General features: G+C 66.8%; 25 protein-coding genes. 6 read left to right on the top strand and 19 right to left on the bottom strand.

The genetic code is table 11. From position 1 onward, the window contains the following. Nucleotides 1–107: 107 nt before the first annotated feature. From B9Y97_RS14490 to coxB, 6 genes are all read right to left on the bottom strand, one after another. The gene (locus tag B9Y97_RS14490) at nucleotides 108–779 is read right to left on the bottom strand and encodes an SURF1 family protein (RefSeq protein WP_085527412.1); all 672 of its coding nucleotides are present in this window, start codon (nucleotides 777–779) and stop codon (nucleotides 108–110) included. 83 nt (nucleotides 780–862) lie between these two features. Continuing rightward, the gene (locus tag B9Y97_RS14485; RefSeq protein WP_085527411.1) at nucleotides 863–1,663 is read right to left on the bottom strand and encodes a cytochrome c oxidase subunit 3; all 801 of its coding nucleotides are present in this window, start codon (nucleotides 1,661–1,663) and stop codon (nucleotides 863–865) included. A gap of 76 nt (nucleotides 1,664–1,739) precedes the next feature. Further along, entirely contained in the window at nucleotides 1,740–2,321 is a 582-nt protein-coding gene (locus tag B9Y97_RS14480; RefSeq protein WP_085527410.1) for a cytochrome c oxidase assembly protein, read from the bottom strand. Next, a complete protein-coding gene (locus B9Y97_RS18185) occupies nucleotides 2,318–2,494 on the bottom strand; it encodes a hypothetical protein (RefSeq protein ID WP_176224382.1) in 177 nt (58 codons plus the stop codon). Before B9Y97_RS18185 ends, B9Y97_RS14480 begins: the two co-directional genes overlap by 4 nt. 1 nt (nucleotide 2,495) lies before the next feature. Further along, complete coding sequence (gene cyoE, locus B9Y97_RS14475) at nucleotides 2,496–3,440, bottom strand: heme o synthase (RefSeq protein ID WP_085527409.1); 945 nt, start codon at nucleotides 3,438–3,440, stop codon at nucleotides 2,496–2,498. A 31-nt stretch (nucleotides 3,441–3,471) separates the two neighbouring features. Then, nucleotides 3,472–4,320 (bottom strand): cytochrome c oxidase subunit II, encoded by an 849-nt coding sequence (gene coxB / locus B9Y97_RS14470; protein ID WP_085527408.1) that lies wholly within the window; start codon nucleotides 4,318–4,320, stop codon nucleotides 3,472–3,474. 187 nt (nucleotides 4,321–4,507) lie between these two features. Between coxB and tldD the strand changes: the two genes are divergently transcribed. Then, the gene (gene tldD, locus B9Y97_RS14465) at nucleotides 4,508–5,932 is read left to right on the top strand and encodes a metalloprotease TldD (protein WP_085527407.1); all 1,425 of its coding nucleotides are present in this window, start codon (nucleotides 4,508–4,510) and stop codon (nucleotides 5,930–5,932) included. A 31-nt stretch (nucleotides 5,933–5,963) separates the two neighbouring features. On the opposite strand, the gene B9Y97_RS14460 is transcribed toward tldD, so the two are convergent. Then, nucleotides 5,964–6,362 (bottom strand): nuclear transport factor 2 family protein, encoded by a 399-nt coding sequence (locus B9Y97_RS14460; protein WP_085527406.1) that lies wholly within the window; start codon nucleotides 6,360–6,362, stop codon nucleotides 5,964–5,966. A 58-nt stretch (nucleotides 6,363–6,420) separates the two neighbouring features. Here B9Y97_RS14460 and B9Y97_RS14455 point away from each other — a divergent pair, with 58 nt between their 5' ends. The 3 genes from B9Y97_RS14455 to topA all read left to right on the top strand — a co-directional run bounded on the left by B9Y97_RS14455 (nucleotide 6,421) and on the right by topA (nucleotide 10,969). Next, entirely contained in the window at nucleotides 6,421–7,002 is a 582-nt protein-coding gene (locus B9Y97_RS14455) for a TetR/AcrR family transcriptional regulator (protein ID WP_085527405.1), read from the top strand. Between the two features lie 141 nt (nucleotides 7,003–7,143). Beyond that, nucleotides 7,144–8,241 carry a DNA-processing protein DprA gene (gene dprA / locus B9Y97_RS14450; RefSeq protein WP_254900929.1) on the top strand — a complete coding sequence of 366 codons (1,098 nt, stop codon included), beginning with the start codon at nucleotides 7,144–7,146 and terminating at the stop codon, nucleotides 8,239–8,241. Nucleotides 8,242–8,434: 193 nt separating this feature from the next. Further along, nucleotides 8,435–10,969, top strand: coding sequence for a type I DNA topoisomerase (gene topA, locus B9Y97_RS14445; RefSeq protein ID WP_085527404.1), 2,535 nt, complete (start codon nucleotides 8,435–8,437; stop codon nucleotides 10,967–10,969). 25 nt (nucleotides 10,970–10,994) lie between these two features. Here the strand turns inward: topA and B9Y97_RS14440 are convergent, their stop codons facing one another. From B9Y97_RS14440 to B9Y97_RS14425, 4 genes are all read right to left on the bottom strand, one after another. Beyond that, on the bottom strand, nucleotides 10,995–12,854 hold the full coding sequence (locus tag B9Y97_RS14440) for a phospholipase D-like domain-containing protein (protein WP_139828331.1): 1,860 nt from the start codon (nucleotides 12,852–12,854) through the stop codon (nucleotides 10,995–10,997). Nucleotides 12,855–12,940: 86 nt separating this feature from the next. Next, on the bottom strand, nucleotides 12,941–14,155 hold the full coding sequence (locus B9Y97_RS14435) for a 3-hydroxybenzoate 6-monooxygenase (protein WP_085527402.1): 1,215 nt from the start codon (nucleotides 14,153–14,155) through the stop codon (nucleotides 12,941–12,943). Between the two features lie 84 nt (nucleotides 14,156–14,239). Beyond that, a complete protein-coding gene (locus B9Y97_RS14430) occupies nucleotides 14,240–14,938 on the bottom strand; it encodes a fumarylacetoacetate hydrolase family protein (RefSeq protein WP_085527401.1) in 699 nt (232 codons plus the stop codon). Then, a complete protein-coding gene (locus B9Y97_RS14425; RefSeq protein ID WP_085527400.1) occupies nucleotides 14,935–15,966 on the bottom strand; it encodes a cupin domain-containing protein in 1,032 nt (343 codons plus the stop codon). The genes B9Y97_RS14430 and B9Y97_RS14425 overlap by 4 nt, the downstream gene beginning before the upstream one ends. 103 nt (nucleotides 15,967–16,069) lie before the next feature. Between B9Y97_RS14425 and B9Y97_RS14420 the strand changes: the two genes are divergently transcribed. Both B9Y97_RS14420 and B9Y97_RS14415 read left to right on the top strand, forming a co-directional pair. Further along, complete coding sequence (locus tag B9Y97_RS14420) at nucleotides 16,070–16,516, top strand: MarR family winged helix-turn-helix transcriptional regulator (RefSeq protein WP_085527399.1); 447 nt, start codon at nucleotides 16,070–16,072, stop codon at nucleotides 16,514–16,516. Between the two features lie 140 nt (nucleotides 16,517–16,656). Next, nucleotides 16,657–16,959 (top strand): hypothetical protein, encoded by a 303-nt coding sequence (locus B9Y97_RS14415; RefSeq protein ID WP_139828330.1) that lies wholly within the window; start codon nucleotides 16,657–16,659, stop codon nucleotides 16,957–16,959. Between the two features lie 7 nt (nucleotides 16,960–16,966). On the opposite strand, the gene hypB is transcribed toward B9Y97_RS14415, so the two are convergent. From hypB to B9Y97_RS18260, 8 genes are all read right to left on the bottom strand, one after another. Continuing rightward, the gene (gene hypB / locus B9Y97_RS14410) at nucleotides 16,967–17,800 is read right to left on the bottom strand and encodes a hydrogenase nickel incorporation protein HypB (protein ID WP_085527397.1); all 834 of its coding nucleotides are present in this window, start codon (nucleotides 17,798–17,800) and stop codon (nucleotides 16,967–16,969) included. A 90-nt stretch (nucleotides 17,801–17,890) separates the two neighbouring features. Then, nucleotides 17,891–18,889, bottom strand: a complete 999-nt coding sequence (locus tag B9Y97_RS14405; protein ID WP_085527396.1) for a hypothetical protein — start codon at nucleotides 18,887–18,889, stop codon at nucleotides 17,891–17,893. Nucleotides 18,890–18,953: 64 nt separating this feature from the next. Continuing rightward, on the bottom strand, nucleotides 18,954–19,499 hold the full coding sequence (locus B9Y97_RS14400) for a hypothetical protein (RefSeq protein ID WP_139828329.1): 546 nt from the start codon (nucleotides 19,497–19,499) through the stop codon (nucleotides 18,954–18,956). A gap of 16 nt (nucleotides 19,500–19,515) precedes the next feature. Further along, entirely contained in the window at nucleotides 19,516–21,039 is a 1,524-nt protein-coding gene (locus B9Y97_RS14395; RefSeq protein ID WP_085527394.1) for a dynamin family protein, read from the bottom strand. A gap of 22 nt (nucleotides 21,040–21,061) precedes the next feature. Beyond that, nucleotides 21,062–21,706: a hypothetical protein gene (locus B9Y97_RS14390; protein ID WP_139828328.1), complete on the bottom strand. Its 645-nt coding sequence runs from the start codon at nucleotides 21,704–21,706 to the stop codon at nucleotides 21,062–21,064. 30 nt (nucleotides 21,707–21,736) lie between these two features. Beyond that, nucleotides 21,737–22,351: a nucleotide-binding protein gene (locus B9Y97_RS14385; RefSeq protein ID WP_085527392.1), complete on the bottom strand. Its 615-nt coding sequence runs from the start codon at nucleotides 22,349–22,351 to the stop codon at nucleotides 21,737–21,739. 13 nt (nucleotides 22,352–22,364) lie between these two features. After that, complete coding sequence (locus B9Y97_RS14380) at nucleotides 22,365–23,138, bottom strand: hypothetical protein (protein WP_085527391.1); 774 nt, start codon at nucleotides 23,136–23,138, stop codon at nucleotides 22,365–22,367. 94 nt (nucleotides 23,139–23,232) lie between these two features. Further along, entirely contained in the window at nucleotides 23,233–23,727 is a 495-nt protein-coding gene (locus B9Y97_RS18260; protein WP_085527390.1) for a hypothetical protein, read from the bottom strand. Between the last annotated feature and the right edge of the window lie 78 nt (nucleotides 23,728–23,805).

The following is a 23,805-nucleotide window of genomic DNA, read 5'->3' as shown; positions in this document are numbered from 1 at the left end:
AAACCGAAACGGTTCCCCAGCGGAAACCGGGATCGGAGACCACATGCTCTCCGCGTCGATCCCTTTCAAGAAACCGGCCCCGCCCCGGCTCGCTCCGGGGCATCCGATCACTTTGTCCGGCGCCGTATACGCCAAAGCGCGAAGCCTGTCATCACCACCCATGTCCCCGCGAGCGCGAACCATGTCAGCGCATATTCCAGATGACGGTTCGGGATCGCCGCGGTGCTCACCGGCATCGGCAGGATGCCCGGCCCGGTCGCTGCGCGGGCGATCACAAGTACCGGCTCGGTGCCCAGTTCCGCCGCCATCATCTCGACATCGCGGGCATACCACCAGTTGCCCGCCACGTCGTTGTCCGGCGTCGCGCTGGTGCGGTCATCGGGCCAGTGCAGGTTGCCGATCACCTCGGTTGCCTCCCCGTCCCCGCGCGGCGCGTCGCGCATCTCGGTGGGCACGAATCCACGGTCGACCATGATCCGCCGGCCCTCGTCGGTGACGAACGGCGCGATGATCCGGAACCCGGCACCGAGATCGCGCGAGGAGACCAGTACGAAAAGCTCATCCGCCTCGAAACGCCCGGTCACCCGCACCGGCTGGTAGCGGTCGGCCTGGGGGTCCGGCGTCGCCGGAAGCGCCGTCGGTTCGGCATGGATCACCGCCTCGATTTCCGCGATCACGCCCTGTTTCCACGCCAGCCGTTGCACCTGCCAGATGCCCAGCCCGACGAGCACCGCGAGACCGGCGAGCAGCAAGAGACCGGCAAGGATCTGGCGTGTCATGGATGCTCCCGAAACGAAGGGCGCGGGAGTTGCCCCCCGCGCCCTCGGTGTTCTCAGATCGCGCCCCGGGGCGCAAGCCCGGTTCAGGCGCCCCAGACGTAGATCGAGGCGAAGAGGAAAAGCCAGACCACGTCGACGAAGTGCCAGTACCAGGCCGCGGCCTCGAACCCGACATGATGCTCGGGGGTGAAGTGCCCCTTGATCGCGCGCAGGAGGCAAACAAAGAGGAACATCGTGCCGATGATGACGTGGAAGCCGTGGAAGCCCGTCGCCATGAAGAAGTTCGCGCCGTAGATGTTGCCCGACAGGCCAAAGGCGGCGTGGCTGTATTCATAGGCCTGGAAGAAGGTGAACAGCACCCCGAGGATGATCGCGATGATCAAGCCGTTGATCAGGTCCTTGCGGTTGTTCTCATGCACAAGCGCGTGGTGCGCCCAGGTTACCGCGGCACCGGAGAGCAGCAGGATCAGCGTGTTGATCAGCGGCAGGTGCCAGGGATCGAAGGTTTCGATCCCGGCCGGCGGCCAGACGCCATCGACAGCCGGCGAGCCCTCGGTCATCGGATAGAGCGCGTGCTTGAAGAAGCTCCAGAACCACGCGAGGAAGAACATCACTTCCGACATGATGAACAGGATGAAGCCATAGCGCAGGCCGATCCGCACCACCGGGGTGTGATCGCCGGTCTGCGCCTCGTCGACCACGTCGGCCCACCAGGCGTACATGACGTAGAGCACGATCAGGAGCCCGACGCCGAACATCCACGGTGTGATCCCCTGCATCCAGAGCACCGCGCCGAACAGCATGATGAACGCACCGATTGACGCCAGCAACGGGTGCATCGACGGCGGCAGAATGTGGTAGTCGTGGTTTTTCGCGTGAGCCATGTTTTCCGTCCCTGACCTTCCGGTTCTCCTGTTGGGGCTGGCGGGCTTCGCCCGCGCGCCCGGATATTTCCTTGTCCTAGTTCGTCGCCTGCTCCGCTGCCTCTTCCTGCGCGAGCCCGGCGAATTCCTCGGGCAGCTCCGTCTGGTGGAAGGTGTAGGACAGCGTGATCGACTTGGCGTACTTGGCCTCGACGTCCCCGACGATCTCGGGATCGACGTAGAATGTCACCGGCATCACCACCCGTTCGCCGGGTTGCAGCACCTGCTCGGTGAAGCAGAAACAATCGATCTTGGTGAAGTAGGAGCCCGCCGAGAACGGGGCGACGTTGTAGCTCGCGGTTCCCGCAACCGGCACGTCGGAGGGGTTGTAGGCCTCGTAGAAGGCCAGCCCGGTCTCGCCGATGCGCACCTCCATGTGCTTTTGCATCGGCTTGAATTCCCAAGGCATGTCGCGTTCGAGCGAGGCGTCGAAGCGGATCTTGATGGTCTTGTCGAGCACCTTGTCAGAGGCCGAAACCGCGGCATTGGTGGTGCCGCCATAGCCGGTGACACGGCAGAACCAGTCATACATCGGCACCGCCGCCCAAGCCAGCGCGCCCATGAAAACAACGACGCCGACGGCCTTGACGGCGGTTTTCTGAAGTGCGCTCAAGCTCATTGGCTGGCCTCCGTTCCGGGCACGCCAAGGTCGTCCGTCGGGTCGGTGCCGACCTTGGCGATGGTCAGCCCGAACACCAGCGCGACGAAGAGCACAAGCGCCACCCCGAGCCCGACATTGCGGCTCAACCGGCGGCGGTGCAATTCGTGTTCGGCGCGGATCTGAGTTGCCATTCTACCAGCCCCCCAAGCCAAGCGGAGCGAGCGTGGCCTCGACCAGCAATGCCCCGAAATGGAGGAACAGGTATGCCAGCGACAGCTTGAAGAACCGGCGCTCGGCGAGGTGATTGTCGGCCTCGCAGGCGGCATCGTCGCGCCGCGCGATCGCGAAGGCACCCTTGATGAACATCACGTTCAGAACCAGCGCGACAGCCATGTAGATCGGCCCGCCGATCGAGGTCAGCCCCAGCGCCAGCGCCACGACGGCGAGCGCGAGGGTATAGCCGAGAATATGGCGGCGGGTGATCGCGCGGCCATGGGTGACCGTCAGCATCGGCACCTCCGCCTTGGCATAGTCGTTTTTCACGAAGAGCGCGAGCGCCCAGAAATGCGGCGGGGTCCAGGCAAAGGTGAGGGCGAACATCAGCACCGCCTCGACGCTGATGCCGCCGGTGGCCACGGCCCAGCCGATCATCGGCGGGAACGCCCCGGCCGCCCCGCCGATCACGATGTTCTGCGGCGTCGCGCGCTTGAGCCACATCGTGTAGATCACGACGTAGAAGAAGATGGTGAAGGCGAGCAGCCCGGCAGCGACCGCGTTGGCGGCGAGAAACAGCATCACAACCGCAAGGACCGACAGCGCGATACCGATGGCGAAGGCTTCGCCCTCCTCCACCTTCCCGGTCGGAATCGGCCGCTTCCGGGTGCGCTGCATCAGCCGGTCGATATCGGCGTCCCACCACATGTTGAGCGCGCCCGAAGCCCCGCCGCCGAGCGCGATGAACAGGATCGCCGCCAGCGCCACCACCGGGTGCACCGGCACCGGCGCGACGATCAGCCCGACCAGCGCGGTGAACACCACGAGCGACATCACCCGTGGCTTGAGCAGCGCGAAGTAATCGCCGAAGCCCGCTTCCTTCTCGGCATCGAAGGCGCTGGTACTGGTTGAGGTATCGGTCATCGTTTCTTTCCGTCCGGCGCCTGCGCGCCGCTCACTCGGCCGCGGCCAGGGTCAGCGTCTCGGGGTTGCCGGCATAGTCCTCGATCGCGCCGCGGAGCCACTCGTCGTAGGCCTCTTGCGTCACCGCCTTCACGGTGATCGGCATATAGGCGTGGTCCTTGCCGCAGAGTTCCGAGCACTGGCCGAAGTAGACCCCTTCCTTGCCCTCATCGACGGTGAACCAGAGCTCGGCCAGGCGTCCGGGCACGGCATCCTGCTTCACCCCGAAAGCCGGGATCGTCCAGGCGTGGATCACGTCGGAACCGGTGACCTGAACCACCACCTTCTTGCCGGTCGGCACCACCACGGCGGTGTCGGTTGCGAGAAGATAGAGATCGTCGGTATAGCCATGATCGGCGAGATCGTCCTTGGCCAGCATGAAGCTGTCGAAGACGAATTCGTGATCGACGTATTCGTAGGACCAGTACCACTGGTTGCCGATCGCCTTGATCACCACGTCGCCCTCGGGGATTTCCTGCTGCTTGAACAGGACCGGCAGGGAGTTTGCGCCGATAAAGACGAGAATCAGAACCGGGATCAGCGTCCAGGCAATTTCCACCGGGGTGTTGTGGGTGAACCGCTTGGGCTCGGGGTTGAACCGCCGGTTGTAGCGCACGATCAGCCAGAACATCAGCAGCCCGACAAAGGCCGAGATCGCGATGATGATATAGAGCAGCATATCGTCGAGCGCATAGGTTGCGGCGGCCACGTCGGTGGCCGCAGGCTGCAGGCTGAGGCCACCCGGCAACGGCTTGCCGAGCACTTCGAGATCCTGAGCCCGAGCCACAGTCGCACCGAGGGTTGCCGAAAGAAGGGCCATCGGCCACAGCGTCATTTTCATCGCGTTCATTCCGTAACTTCCTGTCTCGGCGCGTTTTTCGGCGCCACAATCTCAAGTTCCCCGCGTCAGGCGCGGGAAACCCGTTGTCTCCCGATCTTGGTGAAACCATATTCATCGGCAGGGAACAAGGAAAATCCTGCGCCACTATGCCACACCTATGCATTTTGCCGCATGTGAAAGGAAAAACATGACCGAGGCCACCCCGTTTCGCCCCTTTGAGAGCCATCTCGACGAATCTCGCGCGCTCGCCCGGCTCCGCGCCGCGACCGCGGGCGGCGACGATGGCGAGCTGTTTCTGGAACGGCGGCGCTCCGAGGCGCTGGTGTTCGATGACGGACGGCTCAAGACGGCGAGCTATGACGCGTCCGAGGGCTTCGGGCTGCGCGCGGTCAACGGCGAGACCGCCGGCTATGCACACTCGACCGAGATTTCCGAAGCGGCGCTGAAACGGGCGGCGGAAACCGCGCGCCTCGCCGTGGGTGCGGGCGGCGGCACGCTGGCCGAGCCCCCGGCCCGCACCAATCGCCACCTCTACACCGACGCCGACCCGATGGCCGACGCGAGCTTTTCGGTGAAGGTCGAAACCTTGCGCGAGATCGACGCCTATGCCCGCCAGAAAGACCCTCGCGTGGTGCAAGTGTCGGCCACCATCGCCGCGAGCCTTCAGGAGGTCACCATCCTGCGCCCGGACGGCACGCTGGTGTCGGACACAAGGCCGATGGCGCGTCTCAACGTGAGCGTGATCGTGGAAGAGAACGGTCGGCGCGAAAGCGGTGGCCACGGCGGCGGCGGGCGCGCGGGGCTTGTCCACCTGATCGCGCCCGAGAACTGGAAGGCGGCCACCGACGAGGCGATGCGCATCGCGCTGGTCAACCTTTCGGCCGAACCCGCGCCCGCCGGGCAGATGGACGTGGTGCTCGGCGCCGGCTGGCCCGGCATCCTCCTGCACGAGGCCGTTGGCCACGGGCTGGAGGGCGATTTCAACCGCAAGGGCACCTCGGCCTTCACCGGCATGATCGGCCAGCAGGTGGCGGCAAAGGGCGTCACCGTGGTCGATGATGGCACCATCCCCGACCGCCGCGGCTCGCTCACGATCGACGACGAGGGCACGCCCAGCGCGCGCAACGTGCTGATCGAGGACGGCGTGCTCGTCGGCTACATGCAGGACCGCCAGAACGCCCGGCTGATGGGGGTTGCCCCCACCGGCAACGGGCGGCGCGAAAGCTATGCCCACACCCCGATGCCGCGGATGACCAACACCATCATGGAAGGCGGCAACGCCAGTCGCGACGAGGTGATCGCGGAGCTCAAGGACGGGATCTATGCCGTCGGCTTTGGCGGCGGGCAGGTCGATATCACCAACGGCAAGTTCGTGTTTTCCTGCACCGAGGCCTACCGGGTGAAAAACGGTGTCATCGGCGCGCCGGTGAAGGGCGCCACGATCATCGGCGACGGGCCGGAAGCGATGAGCCGCATCCGTGCCATCGCGAACGACATGGCGCTTGATCCGGGCATCGGCAATTGCGGCAAGGCGGGCCAGTGGGTGCCGGTCGGCGTCGGCCAGCCTACGCTGCTGATCGGCGGGCTGACGGTGGGCGGCTCGGCGGCGTGACCCCGGGCGCACCGCGCCACCGCGCGGGCGTTCAGAACGCCTCGAAACAATCGTAGTTGCGCACCGCCACGATCCGGTCGCCTTCAAAATCGAACGCGGCCACGCAATGGGCCGTGATCACGTCGCCCGCCGAAAGCCCGCCGACTCCGGCCGCGAGGGTGCCGCGCCAGGTCAGTTCCATGATCACCAGTGCGTCGCCGGTTGCGGTCCGGTTCACCTCGTAGCTTTGCGCCGTCAGCAGGGCCTTGGCCCGATCGGCCTCGGCAAGCATCTCGGTCACCTTCTGCCGGCCACCGTCTGGCTTGAGCCGGTTGGGAAACTCGATGCGCTGCGCCCGGGGATGGACGAGACCGGCCAGCGCCGCGGTGTCGAAATCTTCTAGCGCCCGCAGGAAGGCACGGGCGGTTTCGGTCATCTGTTGCATCGACATGGCATCGGACCCCGTCTAGAATGGTGTTCTAAATCACTCTGGTTAGAACGGCGTTCCAATGTCAAGCCCCGACACCCGCAAGATCATCGCTGACGCGGCAATCTCGCTGTTCATGCAAAACGGCTACGATGGCACCTCGATCTCCGACATCCGCAAAGCCAGCGGCGCGACAACAGGCAGCATCTATCACTTCTTCACCAACAAGGCAGGGCTTGCCATCGCGATCTGGCAAGACGCGATAGGTGGCTGGCAATCGTGTTTCGAGACCTTGAAAGCATCCGACAAGCCCGAGGATCAGATCAAGGCAACCGTCCATTCTCTTCTGATCTGGGCCCGCGCCAATCCCTCCCATTTTCGCGTCTACGACGAGATCCTGTCGCTGTCGCGGTCCCTGACCGCGTTCGAGCAGATCCGGGATTCTGTCGAGCGCGGCCATGCCGTTTCGGCCGGAATGTATGCGGATTGGGCCGCAAAAGGGGCCGTGCGCAACCATCCGTGGCACATCGCGCGGGCGCTGATGATCGGCCCGAGCCTCGAAGCGTTGCGGGCGGCCGAGCACCTGACCGAAACCGACATCGCCGCATTGGTGGAGGCGGCCTGGGATGCCGTGACCGCCTCGGCCCGGTCTCGCCCCGGGTAGCCCCCTGGGATCTTCGCGGCCGTTCACCTTGCGTTAACCAATTCGGGCGCATGGTTCAGGGGCAAGAGACGGAATCAGGTGTGCCAGTTGGATCTTTTCCCTTCCCCCCACCCCCTCACCCCACCCCAAAGCGAGGAAGATGTGCTCGCCTGGCTCCGGCTCTTGCGCTCGCGCCGCGTCGGGGTAACCACCTTCTTTCGCCTGCTGGGCGAACACGGCTCCGCCCATGCCGCGCTTGAGGCGCTGCCCGAGATCGCACGTGCCGCCGGGGTGCAGGGGTACCAGGCGTGCCCCCTGCCGATGGTCGAACAGGAAATGCGCGCCGCGCGCTACGCGGGCGCACGGTTCATTGCCTATGGCAGCGCCGAGTACCCCGCCCAGTTGTCCGATATCGCCGATCCCCCGCCGTTTCTCTGGGCGGTGGGCGACCCGGGCCTTCTGCAACGCTCCACCGTCGCCCTCGTCGGCGCGCGCAATGCCTCCTCGCTCGGCACCCGCATGGCCCGCAGGCTGGCCGAAGAACTCGGGCAGAAAGGCCATGTCGTGGTTTCCGGCCTCGCCCGCGGGATCGACACCGCGGCTCACAAGGCAGCCCTTCCCACCGGCACCATCGCGGTGCTCGCCAGCGGGGTCGACGTGATCTACCCCACCGAAAACACCGTGCTTGGCGAGGAAATCGGCCGTCAGGGCCTGCGGGTTTCCGAAGCGCCGATGGGCATGAGCCCGCAGGCGCGCCACTTCCCGCAGCGCAACCGGATCATCTCCGGGCTGGCGCGCGCCGTTGTCGTTGTCGAGGCCGCCACCCGTTCGGGCTCGCTGATCACCGCGCGCGGCGCGCTCGACCAGGGGCGCGATGTGCTGGCGGTACCCGGCCACCCGTTCGACGCCCGCGCCGCCGGATGCAACATGCTGATCCGCGACGGGGCCACGCTGGTGCGCGGATCGGCCGACGTGATCGAGCTTCTCGGTGAAATCCCGGCACCGGGCCCTGCCAGCAGGAAAGCCCCCGCAAAAGGCAGCGACATCCCCGCGCCACCGCCCGAAACCCGCGCACCCGGCGAAATCCGCGATCTGCACCAGATGATCCTTGACCGCCTCGGCCCAAGCCCGGTGGCCGAGGACCAGCTGATCCGCGACCTTGCCCTGCCCGCCGCCCAGGTCACTCCCGAACTGGTGAACCTGGAACTCGAGGGCCGTATCCAGCGCCAGACCGGCGGGCTGGTGAACCGGCTGGAGTGACGGCACGGGCGGTTTCCGCTACGGAAATCACAGCCTGAACCGGCGCGGATGCCGGCGCGAAAACCGCTTGTTTCATTTACCTCTCCCGGGCCCCGGCCGCACGGGGCCGCGGTCAACCTGCCATTGACATCCCCCCACCCCGTCACCCATCTAACGGCCCCATGGCCCTGTTGGGCGAGTCGAAAGGAAGTTCATGCCCGTCGTCGTTGTCGAAAGCCCGGCCAAAGCCAAGACGATCAACAAGTATCTCGGTTCCGACTACGTGGTGCTGGCCTCTTACGGGCATGTGCGCGACCTGCCGCCGAAGGATGGATCGGTCGATCCCGATCACGGTTTCGAGATGACGTGGGAAGTCGGGACCGACAGCAAGAAGCACATCAAGGCGATCGCCGACGCGCTCGCCAAGGACAACGCGCTCATTCTCGCCACCGACCCCGACCGCGAGGGCGAGGCGATCTCGTGGCACCTTGAAGAAACCCTGCGCAAGCGCCGGGCGATCAAGAAAGACACCCCGGTGAGCCGCGTGGTGTTCAACGCGATCACCAAGGCGGCGGTGACCGAGGCGATGAAAAATCCCCGCGTGGTCGATCAGCCGCTGGTCGATGCCTACCTCGCACGGCGCGCGCTCGACTACCTCGTCGGCTTCAACCTCTCGCCGGTGCTTTGGCGCAAGCTGCCCGGCGCGCGCTCTGCGGGCCGGGTGCAGTCGGTCTGCCTGCGGCTCATCGTCGAGCGCGAGATGGAAATCGAGGCCTTCACGGCGCGCGAATACTGGTCGGTTTCCGCCGAGCTGGAAACTCCGCGCGGGCAGGCCTATTCCGCCCGCCTCGTGAGCCTCGGCGGCAAGAAGCTCGACCGCTTCGACATCCCCAACGAGACCGAGGCGAGCCTCGCGGTGCAGGCGGTGACCTCGCGCGATCTGTCCGTGCAATCGGTCGAGGCCAAACCCGCCAGCCGCAACCCCTCCGCCCCGTTCATGACCTCGACGCTGCAGCAGGAGGCCAGCCGCAAGTTCGGCTTTGGCGCGCGCCAGACCATGAGCACGGCGCAACGGCTCTACGAGGCGGGTTACATCACCTACATGCGGACCGACGGGATCGACATGGCCCCGGAGGCGATCGAGGCCGCGCGCGCCGAGATCAAGGAACGCTACGGGGCCGAATACGTGCCCGGCAGCCCGCGGATCTACAAGAACAAGGCCAAGAACGCGCAGGAAGCGCACGAGTGTATCCGCCCGACCGACATGAGCGTCGATGCCTCGGCGCTCGCGCGGCTCGAGGCCGACCAGCGCAAGCTCTACGACCTGATCTGGAAGCGCACGCTGGCCTGCCAGATGGAGGGCGCGCGGCTGGAACGCACCACGGTGGAGATCGGCAGCGCCGACGGCCAGGTGGGCCTGCGCGCCACCGGGCAGGTGGTGCTGTTCGACGGCTTCCTCAAGGTCTACGAAGAGGGCCGCGACGATGTGGCTGTCGAGGACGACGACGACAAGCGCCTGCCCCAGATCATGCAAGGCGAGGCGGCGAAAAAGCTGGGCGTGACGCCCGAACAGCACCACACCCAGCCGCCGCCGCGCTACACCGAGGCGAGCCTCGTCAAGCGGATGGAAGAGCTCGGCATCGGCCGGCCCTCGACCTACGCCAGCATCGTCACCACGATCCAGGAGCGCGAATACGTCCGCAAGGACAAGAACCGGCTGATCCCGGAAGACAAGGGCCGGATCGTCACCATCTTCCTGCTCAATTTCTTCCGCCGCTACGTCGGCTACGAGTTCACCGCCAATCTCGAGGAAGAACTCGACGAAATCTCGGCGGGCGATCTCGATTACCGCGAGGTGCTGGCGCGGTTCTGGCGCGATTTCTCCGCCGCGATTGCCGAAACCAGCGAATTGCGGATCTCGGAAGTGCTCGACAAGCTCGACGCCGCGCTCGCACCGCAGCTCTACCCCGAGCGCGAAGACGGCAGCGATCCGCGCGCCTGCCCGCTCTGCGGCACCGGCAAGCTGCACCTGAAAACCTCGCGCACCGGCGGCTTCGTCGGCTGTTCGAACTATCCCGAATGCCGCTACACGCGGCCCATCGGCGGCGGCGAGGACGGCAATGGCGGCGACCGCGTGCTCGGGGTCGACAACGGCGACGAGATTTCCCTGCGGTCGGGCCGCTTCGGGCCTTACGTGCAGCGCGGCGAGGCCACGGAGGACAACAAGAAACCGCCACGCGCGAGCCTGCCAAAAGGCTGGAACGCCGACGAGATGGATCTTGAAAAGGCGTTGATGCTTCTGAACCTGCCGCGCGAAGTCGGCAAGCACCCGGAAGACGGCCAGCCGATCAGCGCCAATTTCGGCCGCTTCGGCCCCTACCTGATGCACCAGTCACCAAACGATGCCAAGCCGGTCTACGCCAACCTGAAAGACCCGAACGACGTCTTCGAGATCGGCATGAACCGGGCGGTGGAACTGATCGACCAGAAGCGCGCCAATCCCGGCCGCGGGCGCGGCACCGCCGCCAAGCCGCTCCGCGAGCTTGGCGAACATCCCGAAAAGGGCGGCGCGATCAACGTGATGGAAGGCCGTTACGGGCCTTACGTGAAGTGGGAAAAGGTCAACGCCACGCTGCCCAAGGACGTCGAGCCGCAATCGGTCACGCTCGAACAGGCCGTCGCCCTGGTCGACGAGAAGGCCGCGAAGGGCGGCAAGGGCAAGGCTGGCGGCAAGCGCAAGAAGGCCTGAGCGCCACCACAAGGACGGCCGGGCGTCAGAAATACTGCCGGAGTTCGGGGTGACGGGCGAGAAAATCGCCCAAGCCCTCCCACCATCCGGGGGTGTAGTCGCGGCGGCCTTCGCGCGCAAAACCTTCCACCAGGTCATGCAGTTTCCCGGCCACCGTGCGGTCGAGAATCAGGAAGCCGTTTTCGCCATCGTGCAGGAAGCTGCGAAGGTTCAGGTTGGTCGAGGCCACCACCGCCGCGCGCCGGTCAATCACCATGATCTTGGTGTGCAAGAGCCGGTTCTCGGGGGCGTAGACGCGCATGTCGAAAATTTCGCCGCGGCGATCGAAATAGTTTGTGTTCAGTCCGTTCACGAATATTGCCGGCGGCTCACCGCCCACGTCGCGGGTGATCAGGCGCACCCGCACCCCTCGCCTGACGGCACGCTCGAACGCGGCGTCGATCGCGGGTGTTGGATAGGTGAACGGCGAGATCGAAAGGATATCCGATCGGGCGGCGTCGATCAGATCGACATAGAGTGTTTCCTGCGACCGGGCATCGGCCCATGGCAGCGAGAGGAAATGGCGTATCTGCCCATCGCGGGGCGCATCCGGCCGGGTCACTTCGCCCGCGATCTGGGGCGCAATCAGGGTGCCGCGCCGGTCGCGGGTCCAGAACTTGCCGAACTGAGCGATGACATCCCCGACCACGCCGCGATCGTTGAGCTCGATCTCGAAATCCTCGTAAGGCGAGAAGAACGCGAAGATATTCTCGAGCCCGCGCGCGTTTTCGTAATCGTGGAGGAACGGCCGCGTGGGCCGGTTCGTCAATTCGGGGAAAAAGAACATGTCGTGCAGGTTGCGCCCCCCGACGATGGCAAAATCGTGCCCCGGATCAGCGGCGGTGGCGGCAAAGAGTTTCACATGGTGGGCGCGCTGATAGCGGTCCAGCAGAGTGCCATGTGGCGAGAGCGGCCCCGAGGGCTCCCAGTTGAAATACTGGATCTGCACATTGGGATATTGCTGCGCGAGCGCCTCGATCAGGCGGCGGTCCTTGCCATACATCAAGCCGTCGGACACCGCGATCCGCACCTTGGTCCCGCGCGCGGCATGGAAGGCGAGCGCGCGCACGATCAGGTAGCCCGAGAGATCGGCGCGAATATGCAGGCTGGACACGACGATCTGGTCGAAGCGCGGTGCCCGCGAGAAATCGAGCGGCATGTCCGGATCTCCGGTGGCCAGACGTGCACGCGAGACCGGTGCACCGGTGAGGTGTTCGAGCCTGACCTCGAGCGCCTCGGTCGCGTCGACGAGCAGCCGGGTTTCGCCGGTGCTGCGCGCGCAGGTCAGCGAAAGCGAACGCGCCGCGTAGAAGGCGCGCGCCAGCGGGTCGAGGGCGTCTTCGGGCGGTCGGATACAGGTATCGCGGCGCAGATCGCGCCGGGCGGTGTCTGGGTCGGCCCGGTCTTCCGCGACGAGATCGAGGCTGTGGTCGGCCCAGCCGAGCCTGCAGGCACTGGTTTCCGGTGGCAACACGATCCGGGGCATCAAGACGCCGTGGCGGCCGGGAAGTATGAAGCGTCGTTCCGCACCGGGGCGCAGGTAGAGCCCGGGCCCTGCCTCGGTGAACAGACGCGCCGGACCATCGCAGGAAAGCCGCGCCGAGGTGGGTCTGGGCAGGGAAGAGGATAGCGTGATCCGGGTTTCGCCCGCGCCCTGGCGCGGATAGTCGAACCGCGCATCGGCCTGATCGGGCCCGGCAGCGGAAAGGTAGATGGTGGCCGCAAGCTGCGCGCCACCCGGATCGGGCGCGCGCGGCGGCGAGACCGGCGGCACCGCGCAAGCGGCCAGCCCTGCCAGACAGGCCAGTGCGGCAAGCGCGCGTGACCTGATCCCACCCCGAATCACTCAATCCTCCACAGCTTGCACCCAGACAGCCTTGTCGCCACGCTAGCCCTGCCTGCACGGGGGCACAAGGCAGGCCCCCGCCGGGCTTACCTGGCCGCGAGCGTTTCCTTGGAAACCGCACCGTCAAGCCCGCTGGAGCCATAGACCCAGGACAGGATGTCATACCAGTCTTCCGGGCTCTTGGACGACATGATCTGGTTGCGCAACTCGGCGTGGGCACCGGCGGGGTGATAGATGTGATCGCCGATCTCGCGGCTCTGCAACTGGATCCGCGCCGTACGGGTGCGGCGCATCTTCTGGTAATCGTTAAGTTTTTCCTCAACATCGCCAAACCCGTCGGCCATCACGTGGGCCAGCGCCACGGCATCCTCCATCGCCATGCAGGCACCTTGGGCGAAATACTGCAATTGCGGGTGGGCGGCATCGCCCAGCACCGCAACCCGGCCATCGACCCAGTTGTCGGCGGGGTCGCGGTCGCACAGCACCCAGCGTTTCCAGTTCTCGCCCCGGTCGATGATCTGGCGGGCGACGGGGGCGACGTGTTCAAACCCCTTGCGCACCTCGTCGTGGCTGACCGGCACGCCGTTCTCGGGGGACGGCGCGTTGTTGTGGTAGGTGACCACGAGGTTGAACACCTTCCAGCCCGAGAGCGGGTAATGCACGATGTGGCACTTCGGCCCGGCCCAGAGCGTGGCGGCGTTCCAGCGCAGATCCTCGGGCATGTCCTCGGTCGGGATCACCGAGCGGTAGGTGGTGTGGCCCGAGACCCGCGGGGCCCCGTCGCCGATCACCTTCTGGCGGACGTTCGACCACAGCCCGTCCGCGCCGATCATCGCCGTGCCGGTGACCTTTTCGCCCCCTGCCAGGATCGCCGTGACAGACGCGGACTCCTGTTCATAATCAACAACTTCCGAAGAGGTTCGCAGCTCCACCAACGGGTGATCCTCGCAGGCGCGCAGGAACACGCCGTGCAGATCGCCCCGGTGCACCACGGCGTAAGGGTTGCCGAAACGGGCGCGGAAATCGTCGCCAAGCGGGATGCGGGTGATCTCGTGGCCCTCGATCGCATCCATCAGCCGGAGATTGTCGATATAGACCGCCATGCCGCGGGCATCATCGCCAACGCCAAGATAATCGAAAGCATGAAAGGCGTTGGGGCCAAGCTGGATGCCCGCGCCGATCTCGCCGAGCCGGCTGGCTTTTTCGAGCACGAGCGAGGCGATGCCCTTCTGGGCAAGGCCGATCGCGGTGGCGAGGCCGCCGATGCCGCCGCCGGCGATGAGGATGCGATTATTGGCCATTTTTCAAACTCCTCGCGGCCCGGAAAAGGCGTTTCTTCCAGCTTTCCGGGCAATTTCAGGCGAATTTCAAGGTTTTCAGCCGGTTTACTCGGCCGGTCCGATGGTGAGCGAGATCGGCGCGAGCCCGTCGATCCCGCCGGTGATCTCGTCGCCCGCCACCACCGGGCCAACGCCCGCCGGGGTGCCGGTCATGATCACGTCGCCCGGCGCGAGGTGGTAGTAGCGCGACAGGTCGGCAACGATCTCGGCGCAGCCGTGGATCAGATCAGACAGGTGGGCGTCCTGTTTCACCGCACCGTTCACCGCGAGGTGGATGCGCTGCGGGCCGATCTCGCCAACCTCCGCCGCTTTGGTCAATTCGGCAAACACCGCCGTGCCTTCGACGTCCTTGCCGGTGTCCCACGGCCTGCCCTTCTCGCGGGCGGCGAGTTGCAGATCGCGCCGGGTCATGTCGAGGGCGCAGCCATAGGCGTAGATCGCGGCCCGTGCCTCGTCGGTCGTGGCGCGAAACACCGGCGCGCCGATGACGAGGGCAAGCTCCATCTCGTAGTGGAAATTCGACGTGCCCGGGGGATAGGGCAGCGTGGCACCGCTCGCCAATGCGTGCTGCGCCGACTTGGTGAAGTAGAACGGCGCTTCGCGATCGACCTCCACGCCCATCTCGGCGGCATGGGCGGCGTAGTTGCGCCCGACGCAGAAGATGCGCACCACGGGGTAGCCCGCGGCCTCGCCTTTTACCGCGATCGTCGGGGTTGCGGGGGTTGGAAACAGAGTGTCATTCATCGCGCGCGCTCCTCGTAGTAGCCCAGTTTTTCCTGAAGCGGCCGGTCGTGCACGCGGACGAGAAAACAGTCTTCCTCAGCCTCGAAGGTGATCCGGGCGAACACCGGCGCGCTGAACGTGTCTTTCGGGCCGAAGGCGAAGCTTTCGCCGTCGATGCTGGCCCGACCCCGGCCTTTCACCACATGGTAGGCGGCGGAGGAAGAGCGCAGGGGTGGTTCGTCCTTCGTGCCTGCCGCGATCATCATCGCGGTGAAGCCCATCGTCGGCAGCACGTCGTCGCCGGTTTCGGGGTTGACGTAGTCGAGTTCGATCGGCCCGTCGGTATAGCGCGCCATCTCGCGCAGCGCCGGCTCGGTGCGCCCCCATGGGTAGCGCATCATCGGGTAGCGGCGCGGGCCGCGCCCAAGGCGACGGGTAGGGGCGAGTCCGGCGGAGAGATATTCGACCTGGCTCGCGTCGGGCCGGTTGCGCTGCGCCTGAAGCGGGCCTTCGGTGGCATAGGAGCCTTCGAGGTAATAGAACAGCGGCAGATCGAGCGCGTCGAGCCAGACCACCGGCTCGCTGCCCTCGTGGCCGTGATCGTGCCATTCGCCGCCCGGCGTGAGCACGAGATCGCCCTCCTCCATCGGGAGTTTCTCACCGTCGACCACGGTGAAGCCGCCCTTGCCTTCGACGACGATCCGCACCGCCGAAGGGGTGTGGACATGGGCGGGCGCGGTTTCGCCCGGCAGCAGCAGTTGCAGCCCGAGATAGATCGAGGCGGTCGCCTGCATCGCCCCGGCCCCGCGGCCCGGATCGGAAAGCACCAGCACCCGGCGCTCGGCCTTTTCCACCGGGGTAAGCTCGCCTGCGCGCATCAGCAGCGGACGGATCGCGTCGTAATTCCAGTAGCCCGGCCGGGTCACCGGGTTTGGCGCGTCGTGCGGAAGCACGTTGCGCATCATCGGCCAGAGCGGCGCGACCCCGGCCTGCGTCATCGCCTCGCGGTAATCCTGCGGCAGCTCTTCGAGCGTTCCAAGCTGGGTCATGGCGTCCTCCCTCTCCCTCGAGTCGTTTTAGTATGTATACGTATGATACGTATACTTGTCAAACCCTCTCCACAGGGCTAACCTCGCTGCGAAGGAGGCCTCGATGAGCGAAATTCACCGCATGGCCGGGCACCAGATCCGCCGGCTCAACCAGATCAGCCAGGCCTTGTTTCGCGAACGGATGCAGGCCGAAGGCGTGGAACTGACGCCGGTGCAATATGCCGCCCTCGCCACGCTCTGCGAGCGCCCCGGGCTCGATCAGGCCAGCCTCGCCGCGATCATCGCCTATGACAAGGTCACGCTTGGCGGCGTGGTCGACCGGCTCGCCGCCAAGGGGCTGGTTGACCGCCGCCCCTCGCCCACCGACCGGCGCGCCAAGGCGCTGAGCCTGACCCCTGCGGGCGCGGAATTGCTGGCCCGGGTGCGCCCGATTGTCTGGGACTTGCAGGACGATATCCTCGCCGGACTGAACGCGGAGGAACGCACCTGCTTTCTCGGCCTGCTCGCCCGGCTGACCGGGGCGGACGAAACGACCCCGGCCACGCCCTAGGGGGATTGCACCGCATCCGTCGGGCGGAAAGCGGCGGCGCGTTTTGTTATCAAGAACTCAATATGATCCAGATCAAGGCGGTCTCCCGGGCCGGCAGGCAACCTGAACGTGTTCGGGCCGTTCAGCCTTGGGAGGACGACATGAACGACGCGATCTTCATCGGCAATCGCCGCGATGCCGCGCTGTTCCGGGCAGCGGGGGTGGTCAGCTTTGCCCCGGCGCATCGCGATCTGGCCGAGCGGGTGATCGCCGAGCGCAAACGCTGCCAGAGGCTGGCGATGACGGCCGAAACCTTCGAGGCCCTGCCCCCCGATCTCGCGCGCGAGTTGCGGGAAAGCGTTTGGCCGCGGCTGGTGATCGTTGCCGCGGGCGCGCGGCACGGCGCGGTGCCGCCCGGGCTGACCCGCTTGCGGCCCGACCCGCTTCCGCCCTTGTCGGCCTGACCCCGGCTCAGACCGCTGCCGCCAGCGCCGCCCGCTCGGCGCGCAGCGCCTCGATCCAGGCATACCACTTGTCGAGCCCCTCGCCGGTATGCGCCGAGACGATGAGCACGCCGATATTCGGGTTCACCTGCCGCGCGTAGGCGATGCAGGTTTCCACGTCGAACGGCACGTATGGCAGAAGATCGGACTTGTTGAGCACCATCAGGCGGGCGGCGGCGAACATGTCGGGATACTTGATCGGCTTGTCCTCGCCTTCCGTCACCGAAAGGATCACCACCTTGGCCGCCTCGCCGAGGTCGAACCCCGCCGGGCAGACGAGGTTGCCGACATTCTCGATGAAGAGCACGCCGCCCTGGTCCAACTCAAGCGTGGCCAGCGCGCGGCGCACCATGTCGGCGTCGAGGTGGCAGCCCTTGCCGGTGTTGACCTGCACCGCGCGGGCCCCGGTTTCGCGGATGCGGTCGGCGTCGAGGCTGGTTTGCTGATCGCCCTCGATCACGGTGATCGGTGCCTTTGCGGCCATGTCGCGCGCGGTGCGGGCCAGCAGCGTGGTCTTGCCCGAGCCGGGGGAAGAGACGAGGTTGAGCGCCAGAACCCCCGCCCGTGCAAGGTCTTCGCGGTTATGGGCGGCGAGGTGGTCGTTATGGGCGAGGATGTTTTCCTCGATCTCGACGATTCGCGCCGGGCTCAAACCGGGGGCGTGGGCCGCACCGAGCGGGCCGTGGTGATGGTGGTGGTCGTGATGGTGGTGATCGTGGTCATGATGATGGTGATGATCGTGGCCATGGCTCTCGCCCTCGATCGTCACGTCCGCGTGTCCGCATCCGCAGGTGGTGCACATCGTCTTTCCTCCTTCGGCCCGGCATGGTCGGCCTGCCCTGGTGTTCCAAAGTATCGCACCGCACGCCACCGGGTGCACGGTTTTTCCGCCTCAGCCGTCCGCCATGTCGATCGAGCAGGCCACGCAAGGGTCGATGGCCAGCACGTGCAACTCGGCGGCGACCGGATCGAGCGGCGCGCCGACCAGGCCGCTGGCGACCGGGCCCTGGGCGGTGAAATTCGCCTCGGTCGGGGCCTCGGTCGCGCACGCGGTGACGATCCCCTCGACAATCTCGACGCGGTGCGTGAGCGGGCCGCGCGCGGTCTCGACCGTTGCCGTCCCATGGCCGGAGGCGCGGGTGGCCGGGCGGGCCGGGGTTTCGGCCGCCCGGGTGAGCGCCGCGGCCAGGGCACCGGGCAAGGTTGCCAGATCGTGCCGCGCCGCCGCCAGCCGGGCGGCCAGCCCCGGTCCGTGACGGGCGCGTGCCTCTGCGACGGCGGGGGCCTCCCAGTTGCGACTGAGCGCGCCGGCCTCGGGTTCCTGCCCCGGCACGAGCGCGCCGAAGCCTTCGATGCCGCGCGCGGCGAGGACCTCGGCCAGCGCGGCGGGCAAGGGATCAGTTGCCAGCGCCATGAGCGCCACGAGGCTGCCGCCCATTTCGCCGGGCGCTGCCAGCGCCGCCCCGGGCTGACGCCAGTCTGCACCCAGAATCCGCGCTTCCAGCGCGCGCTCGACCGCCAGCGCGGCGCGCACGAGATCAGGCCGCAGATCGAGCCCGAGTGCGCTCGGCCAGTGCAGCGCAAGGCGCATCACCGTCTGGGTGATCATCTCGGACATGCGCGCCGCCTCGCGCGCCGCCGCCACGCCGGGCGCGGGCGCAATGCCCAGCGCCTGTTCCACCGCTTCGAGGGCCGCCACCGTCTGCGCGGCACCACAGAGCGAGAACACCCGGCCGATCCGGGCCGTCATTTCGCCCGCCGCCAATCCCTCGAAGATCCGCGCGGCGGCGGCCGGCCGGGTCGAGGCGATCGCCACCGAACCGACCCGCCCGCCAGCGGGCGTGAGCGTGATCCGGATTGCGCCGGCAATGTCTTCGGATGGCTGGGTCATGCCCGCACCCGGTCCGCGTCGGGCCTGGATCGCGGAGCGGTGTGTGTATACACCATTGCCTCCGTCAAACCCGGGTCATCAAGCGCGCAAACAACCCGCCGCGCGTCTTTTCAGGAGGGCCCATAAGCTCGTTCATCAGCGTCTCGATCCGCAGACCGGGGATCACGTGATGCCCCTTGTCGACTTCCTCGAAAAGAAAATCGGCCAGCGGCAGGATTGCATCGCGCACCTTGTCGTGGCTGAAGATCTCCTGCGCCACGTCTTCGAGCTCGAACCAGATGTCTTCCGGCGTGCGCCGTCCGTCGAGGCCCGAAACCAGCCGGGTAAGCTCGTCGATCCGGGCCACGTCGCCCGAGCAGCACGACGAGGTTTCGCAGGCGTGTTCCTCGGCGATCTGGCCGCCGAACAACTCGATGCAGCGGTTTTCCAGCACCTCCGCGAGCGCGCGCAGGGAACTGCCGCGCAGGATCTTGTCGCTTTCGAGGATCGGCGGGCGCGGCAGCATCTTCACGCTCAGAACCTTGAAGCCGAGTGCGCGCGCGGTCAGCGCGTGACCCGCTTCGTAGACGGCGAGGCGATAGGCAAGATCGGCGCAACGCCCTTCTGGCACGGGGCACACCTGGAATTCATACATTCTTGCGCGGCTCCTCTGCCGGATCTGTCGCGGGCGCCGCCTCGATGGCGGGCGCGGGGGCAATTGCTTCAATCGGTTCCGGCGCGGAACGGGCCTTGCCGGATGGGTCGGCGTAACGGTCGTTGAGGTTCTGGATGTGACCCGCGACGGTATCGCGGATGGCTTGCAGCCGGGCCGCCGTGCGCCGCCCCCAGCCCACCGGCATGCGGCGGAAGCTGGTGCGGAACCAGCGCGTGCCCTTCAGGAACGCCGCGCGCAGATCGAGATCGACTTCGCCATAAGCCTCGGGCAATCCGCGCGCCACGCGCCGGGCCATCAGCCCGCGCGCCCAGAAATGCACCGTGCCCGCCATCACCGCCGCCGCGATCAGCACTGCCGCCGTCTCGATCCGGTGCGCCATCACCCAGTCGAAGCCCGACATCCCTTCCGGCAGGGTCAGGCCGGACAAGTAGATGAGCCCGCCGGTCGCCGCAACGATGGCGGCGAGGGCCACGGCGTCGATCAGTGCCACGCCGCGCCGCCAGCGCCTGCGCGCGGCCTTGAGCTGGGGCAGAACGTCGTGTTCGATTTCCTTGGCCACGGTTTCGATGAAACTCACGATGCGGTAATTGCGGTGCAACTCCACCTCGGCAATCCGGGCATGGATGCGGGCAAGATCGGCATCGCGCTTTTCGCGGAACCGTTCGCGCAGCGCGTGGTTCTCGATCGGAACCGCCACGGCCTCGTTGTAGATGGTGTAGAACTGCCCGGCCGACAGCCCGGCCTGCGCCATTGCGCGCTGCCATGCGCCAACCACGTCCTCGGGGTTGTCTTCCTTGGCCGCGGTGTCGATCTGGTTGAGGATATAGAGGAATTTGGAAGCGTCGGTGCGCTTGGCGGTGCGCCGCACGAGGTGTTCGAGGGTGTCCTGCATCGCCCCCGGCTCGGGGTGGCGGGCATCGAAGAACACCAGCACCAGATCGGACAGATCAATGATGTGATCGGTGATCCTGAGCGTCGAGCGGCGCTGGTCGTCGGCGTCGAACCCGGGGCTGTCGATGATGATCTTGTTCTCGATCGCCGGGTTGCGGGTGGTGCGCAGTTGCAGATAGCTCTCGATATGCTTGCCCTCGCCCCGTGCCACCTTCTCGATCTCCGACGAGATCCGGTAGAACGGAAAGCGCGGGTCGGCGTCGAGCGCGGTGCCGGGCAGGGTGCGGTTGGCGTCGGTGTCGGAGGTGCGCTGGCAGATCACGGTGAACTTGTCATCGACCGCCTGGTTGCCGGTGCTTTGCACCTTTTCGCCGATATAGGCGTTGATGAAGGAAGACTTGCCGCTGGAGAAGGTGCCGAGGACCGAGATCAGCGGCCACCACGAAATCCGCGAGGCCAGCGAGCTTTCGCGCCCGATCAGGCCCATCCGGCGCAGGATCTTGTCGAACTTGTAATAGGTCGGCAGAACTTCGAGCAGCACCGGGTTCTCGGCTTCGAGGTGCTGTTCGAGCCGGGTCAGGCGGTTGGAGAGCGATTGGTTCATGGTGGGCCCCTTCGCTTTCGTCCTAGCGGTTTTGCAGCAGCGTGGCGAGGGCCTGCGCCTTGTCCGGGGCGATCTGTCCCAGCACCGGCACAAGGCTTGCGGCCTGCCCGCTGCGCCCCTCGGCGATGAGCAGTTCGCCGGCGCGCAGATAGGCCTCGGCGGCACCTGCGTAATCACGATTGGCAAACCGGAAATTGCCAAGTTCACCATGCAGGTCGGCATTGTCGGGATGGGCGGCGGCAAGCGCGGTGAGCTGCGCGCCGGCCTCGGCGATATCGCCCGACCAATAGAGATTGCGCGCGGCATTGAGCGCCTCGGCAAGATCGGGGGCAGCCCCGCCGGTGGCCGGTTGTGCCGCCGGGGCGGCAGGCGACGCGGTGCCGGGGGCCGTGGCCTGCGGTGCGGCCAGCGGTTGCGGCGTTTGCAGCGCCCCCGGGACGGGCTGCGGCGAAGTTCGGGCCGGGGCGGCCATCGGCGCGGCCGGGCCCGGCGTCACGGGAGCCTGAGGCTGGGCGGGCGCAGCGGCGACCGCGGCGGGCGCAGCGGCAACCTCGGCGGGCATATCGCCGGAGACGAGGCGGGCCAGCTTGTCGCGGTTGAACACCGCCACGACCGCCAGGCTGAGAGCGACATAGATCAGAACGAGGCGCAGGATCGGCATCAGCACGGGGTCACTCCTTCAAATGGGGCCGGGCGATCAGCCATGAATCGCCCGGGCAAGCTCGTCGAGTTCCTTCGCCGCCTTGCCGCCGGGCTCCAGTTCGAAAGGTGCGAGCCCCTCCGAGAACGACCGGCGAAAGGCCAGCCGCTGCACCAGCTTGGGCCCGAGCGGCTTGATCCCGGGCAACAGCCGGAGCGCCGCGCGGGTCTCGGCATTTTCGCGCGAGCGGGGGTGCGGGTCGGCACGGTTGATGAAACCGAAAACCTGCGGCTTCTTGCCGGTGGCGCGCTCCTCGGCAACGATTTCGAGGAAATGCTGGGTTGCCCAGATATCGGCCTGCGACGGCGTTACCGGCACCACGATGCGGCTCGCGGCGCGGATCGCCGCGCGCATCGCCTCGGTGTCGGACAACCCGACGTCGGCCAGCCATTCGCCGCGCGCGCCGCTTTTTCCGGGCAATTCGTGGGTGATGGTGAGCGGCGGCTCATAGCCCATCTCGGCGCGGATTTCGGCGACGTCCGACACCGTGCGCTGCGGATCGAGATCGCAGACCGTCACCGTCTTGCCGCGCGCGGCGAGCCAGAGCCCCATGTTGAACACCACCGTGCTCTTGCCGGTGCCGCCCTTGAAATTGGCGTAGAGCGTGAACATGCCGCCTCCCCCGTCAGTTGCCCTGCCCCGGCGTCGAGCCGGGGGGCGGGTCGAGCTTCGTCCAGCCCGAGGGCACTTCGAACAGCGCCGGATCGACCGGGCCGACACGGATATCTTCCAGCGCGCGGACCGCGCCGGAGGCCATGTCCTCGCGGACCTCCAGCCTCAGTTCAGGGTCGTAATACCATGCGCCGGCTTGGGCGGGCTCGCCCGGGGTCTCGTAGCTGACGCTCCAGTGCTCGACCGCGCGCCCGGACATCTCGACCATCGCCAAAAAGGCCATGCGCATCACGCTGCCGTCCGGCATGGACTGGCGCAAGGCGCGGTGACGGGCACCGTCCCAGAGAATGGTGGTGGCATCGGGCTGGCCGGAAACCGCAATCTCCCAGACCTCGGCGGTTATACCCGAAATGACCTCGGTGCCGACGAAGGTGCAGGCGAGGTCGGGATCGTCTTCCTGACAGGGCGGCAGGTAGCCCGCGCCGGTCGGATCCGGTACCGGTGTGCCGCGGATTTCGGCATAGGTTTGCGTTGCCGTATCGAGGAAGTAGCTCACCCCCTCGGCGCGGCGGATGATCTGGACGACGTCGCGGCCGTTCTCGCTGTATTCAAGCCGCATGTCGGGGCCGGACTTGATCACCAGGCCGCTTGTGGCACTGCCATCGGGCTGTTGGTGCACGGCGCGCGCGGTGTAGTCGGGCGGCGCGCTGGACTGTGCGAGCGCCGCGCCGGTGAGGCCGAGCGAGAGGGCAAGGGCGCCGAGCGCGCGAAGCGGGGCAAACGACATGTCGGGTCTCCTGTGGCCGGGCGATCGCGGGCGGACCGGTAATCAGCCCGCCCCCGGAAAACCGGGAGCGGGCGGTTGTTTTGGCTGGGGAGCCTTACTCCTCGGCGGCGGGCTCCTGCGGCTCGCCTTCGCCGGCTTCCGGCGCATCCGGGGGCGTCATGCCCGGGGGCATCCCGCCCGGAGGCACCGCACCGTAGGGGTAGCCGTAGGGGTTGTTGTAGCCGTAGCCGTAACCCTGGCCGGTGCCCTGACCGCGGCCAGCGCCTTCGGCGCTGCCCGACATGCCGAAGTTGAACGAACCGGTGCCATCGGAGTTGCCCATGAACGGGCCCATGTTGTTACCCCAGTTGTTGCCGCCGCCCCAGGGCATCCAGTTGTTGCCCCAGTTGTTGCCGCCCCAGCCGGGGCCGCCCCATCCGGGTGCACCACCCCAACCGGGTCCGCCCCAGCCGGGTGCTCCGCCCCAACCGGGGGCGCCGCCGTAGGCGGGGCCACCATAGCCCGGACCCCAGTATTGCGCCTGAGCGGCGGTGGTAGCCGCGCCGACAAGGCCCACGGCAATGGCAGCTGTCGCGATAAGCTTGCGCATGGTTCCATCTCCCTTTCAACGTCCCGAATCCAATTTGGAGGGAGGCACCGGGACGAATGCCTTACTCCATCAAGCGAC

It is taken from the genome of Maritimibacter sp. HL-12 (genome assembly GCF_900177545.1).
In the GTDB taxonomy this organism is placed as follows: domain Bacteria; phylum Pseudomonadota; class Alphaproteobacteria; order Rhodobacterales; family Rhodobacteraceae; genus Sinisalibacter.
This window is presented reverse-complemented; position numbering and strand designations above follow the sequence as displayed.

Bases quoted from the DNA above. Each gene is read 5' to 3' on its own strand.
- B9Y97_RS14490 (WP_085527412.1), bottom strand. From the start codon at position 779: ATGACACGCCAGATCCTTGCCGGTCTCTTGCTGCTCGCCGGTCTCGCG.
- B9Y97_RS14485 (WP_085527411.1), bottom strand. From the start codon at position 1,663: ATGGCTCACGCGAAAAACCACGACTACCACATTCTGCCGCCGTCGATG.
- B9Y97_RS14480 (WP_085527410.1), bottom strand. From the start codon at position 2,321: ATGAGCTTGAGCGCACTTCAGAAAACCGCCGTCAAGGCCGTCGGCGTC.
- B9Y97_RS18185 (WP_176224382.1), bottom strand. From the start codon at position 2,494: ATGGCAACTCAGATCCGCGCCGAACACGAATTGCACCGCCGCCGGTTG.
- cyoE (WP_085527409.1), bottom strand. From the start codon at position 3,440: ATGACCGATACCTCAACCAGTACCAGCGCCTTCGATGCCGAGAAGGAA.
- coxB (WP_085527408.1), bottom strand. From the start codon at position 4,320: ATGAAAATGACGCTGTGGCCGATGGCCCTTCTTTCGGCAACCCTCGGT.
- tldD (WP_085527407.1), top strand. From the start codon at position 4,508: ATGACCGAGGCCACCCCGTTTCGCCCCTTTGAGAGCCATCTCGACGAA.
- B9Y97_RS14460 (WP_085527406.1), bottom strand. From the start codon at position 6,362: ATGTCGATGCAACAGATGACCGAAACCGCCCGTGCCTTCCTGCGGGCG.
- B9Y97_RS14455 (WP_085527405.1), top strand. From the start codon at position 6,421: ATGTCAAGCCCCGACACCCGCAAGATCATCGCTGACGCGGCAATCTCG.
- topA (WP_085527404.1), top strand. From the start codon at position 8,435: ATGCCCGTCGTCGTTGTCGAAAGCCCGGCCAAAGCCAAGACGATCAAC.
- B9Y97_RS14435 (WP_085527402.1), bottom strand. From the start codon at position 14,155: ATGGCCAATAATCGCATCCTCATCGCCGGCGGCGGCATCGGCGGCCTC.
- B9Y97_RS14430 (WP_085527401.1), bottom strand. From the start codon at position 14,938: ATGAATGACACTCTGTTTCCAACCCCCGCAACCCCGACGATCGCGGTA.
- B9Y97_RS14425 (WP_085527400.1), bottom strand. From the start codon at position 15,966: ATGACCCAGCTTGGAACGCTCGAAGAGCTGCCGCAGGATTACCGCGAG.
- B9Y97_RS14420 (WP_085527399.1), top strand. From the start codon at position 16,070: ATGAGCGAAATTCACCGCATGGCCGGGCACCAGATCCGCCGGCTCAAC.
- B9Y97_RS14415 (WP_139828330.1), top strand. From the start codon at position 16,657: ATGAACGACGCGATCTTCATCGGCAATCGCCGCGATGCCGCGCTGTTC.
- hypB (WP_085527397.1), bottom strand. From the start codon at position 17,800: ATGTGCACCACCTGCGGATGCGGACACGCGGACGTGACGATCGAGGGC.
- B9Y97_RS14405 (WP_085527396.1), bottom strand. From the start codon at position 18,889: ATGACCCAGCCATCCGAAGACATTGCCGGCGCAATCCGGATCACGCTC.
- B9Y97_RS14395 (WP_085527394.1), bottom strand. From the start codon at position 21,039: ATGAACCAATCGCTCTCCAACCGCCTGACCCGGCTCGAACAGCACCTC.
- B9Y97_RS14385 (WP_085527392.1), bottom strand. From the start codon at position 22,351: ATGTTCACGCTCTACGCCAATTTCAAGGGCGGCACCGGCAAGAGCACG.
- B9Y97_RS14380 (WP_085527391.1), bottom strand. From the start codon at position 23,138: ATGTCGTTTGCCCCGCTTCGCGCGCTCGGCGCCCTTGCCCTCTCGCTC.
- B9Y97_RS18260 (WP_085527390.1), bottom strand. From the start codon at position 23,727: ATGCGCAAGCTTATCGCGACAGCTGCCATTGCCGTGGGCCTTGTCGGC.